General features: G+C 73.1%; 1 pseudogene. It reads left to right on the plus strand.

The window, feature by feature from the left end:
* Positions 1-156 precede the first annotated feature (156 nt).
* Positions 157-1,199 (plus strand): annotated as a pseudogene (locus AB0435_RS34260) (hypothetical protein); the annotation flags it as partial.

A 1,199-nucleotide genomic window follows, 5' to 3' on the forward strand; every position in this document is an offset into this window, starting at 1 on the left:
CTGGGCGCACTCCCGTGAACTCGTCGCGCGGCGGCCGGAACTGATACACCTGCGCGCCGTCCGGCACGCCCCCCACGCCGCCACGACGAACTGCATGATCAACGGCACCAGCTCCCCGACAGCCGGGGCCCGGCTGAAGTCCGCCGGGTTGCCGACGTGACCGGCGCTGCCGAGCGGGCGTGGACGGAGCTCAACGAGCGGCAACGGCTGTACCTGTCGGTGATTTTCGAGTTCGACCAGGCCGCCGAGGCGAACATCAAGCAGATGTCGGCGAAGCGCATGGCCACGCCGCCGGCGGCGGAGTGGCGGCAGGTCACCTACGACATCAAGCTGCCCAAGGAGATCGCCGGGTACACCTCGGTACAGCAAGCGGTCCGCCGCCGCGACGAGCACGACACCGGATCCGGGGCCACGCTCGCCGCGCTGCGCCGCCGCAAGCTGATCACCGTCACCTACGACCAGGTCCACGTCCCCCCGTTCGGGATGGTCGACCGGATCCGGGTCCGCCTCACCGCCGCCGGGCGCGCCGCGGCCCGCCACGGCATCGGGCACACCGCGCCGGCCACGCCGCCGCCCGGGCTGATGACCCGCTGGTCGCTGCTGGCCCTGGCCCGCCTCTACACCGCCGGGGATCGCGGGCTGAGCACCGAAGTCACCGGCGACCGGGCCGACGCGGCGCCGTCGTGGAACACGCTGCTGCGGCTGCGGGACCGCCGCGACGGCTCCCTCATCGAGGTCTTCACCGCCGACTGGCCGGACGGGCAGCTGCGGATGCTGCGTCAGCACCGCGTCCGCGCCTCCGTGCTGGGGCGGCGGCACTTCGAGATCCACCGCGCCTGCTACGCCGAGCTGTTCCCCGACCTCGCTGCCGAGCTGCCCGAGACCGCCCCGGCCGCCGGCGCGCACGCCGGGCTGGCCGATCACCGGCGGGCCCGGCCGAAGCATCAGGTGCGCGACATCGACCTGCGGCTGCTGACTGCGCTGGCCGAGCTGGAAGCCACCGGCCACAGCTACCTGCGCGAGACCCTCGTCCTCGAGTTCGAGCGCCGCGGTGAGGAGGTTCCCGGTTGGGTCGGCGAGATCCCGAGCGGGCTGCTGCGTTGGCAGGTCAAGGCCATCACCCGCACCGAGAAGAGCATCGACCGGCTCGCCGAGCATCCTGCCGGGGCGCTGGTCGAGCAGGTTGACGTCCACACCAG

This window comes from Streptomyces sp. NPDC051173 (assembly GCF_040689515.1).
Lineage (GTDB): Bacteria > Actinomycetota > Actinomycetes > Streptomycetales > Streptomycetaceae > Streptomyces.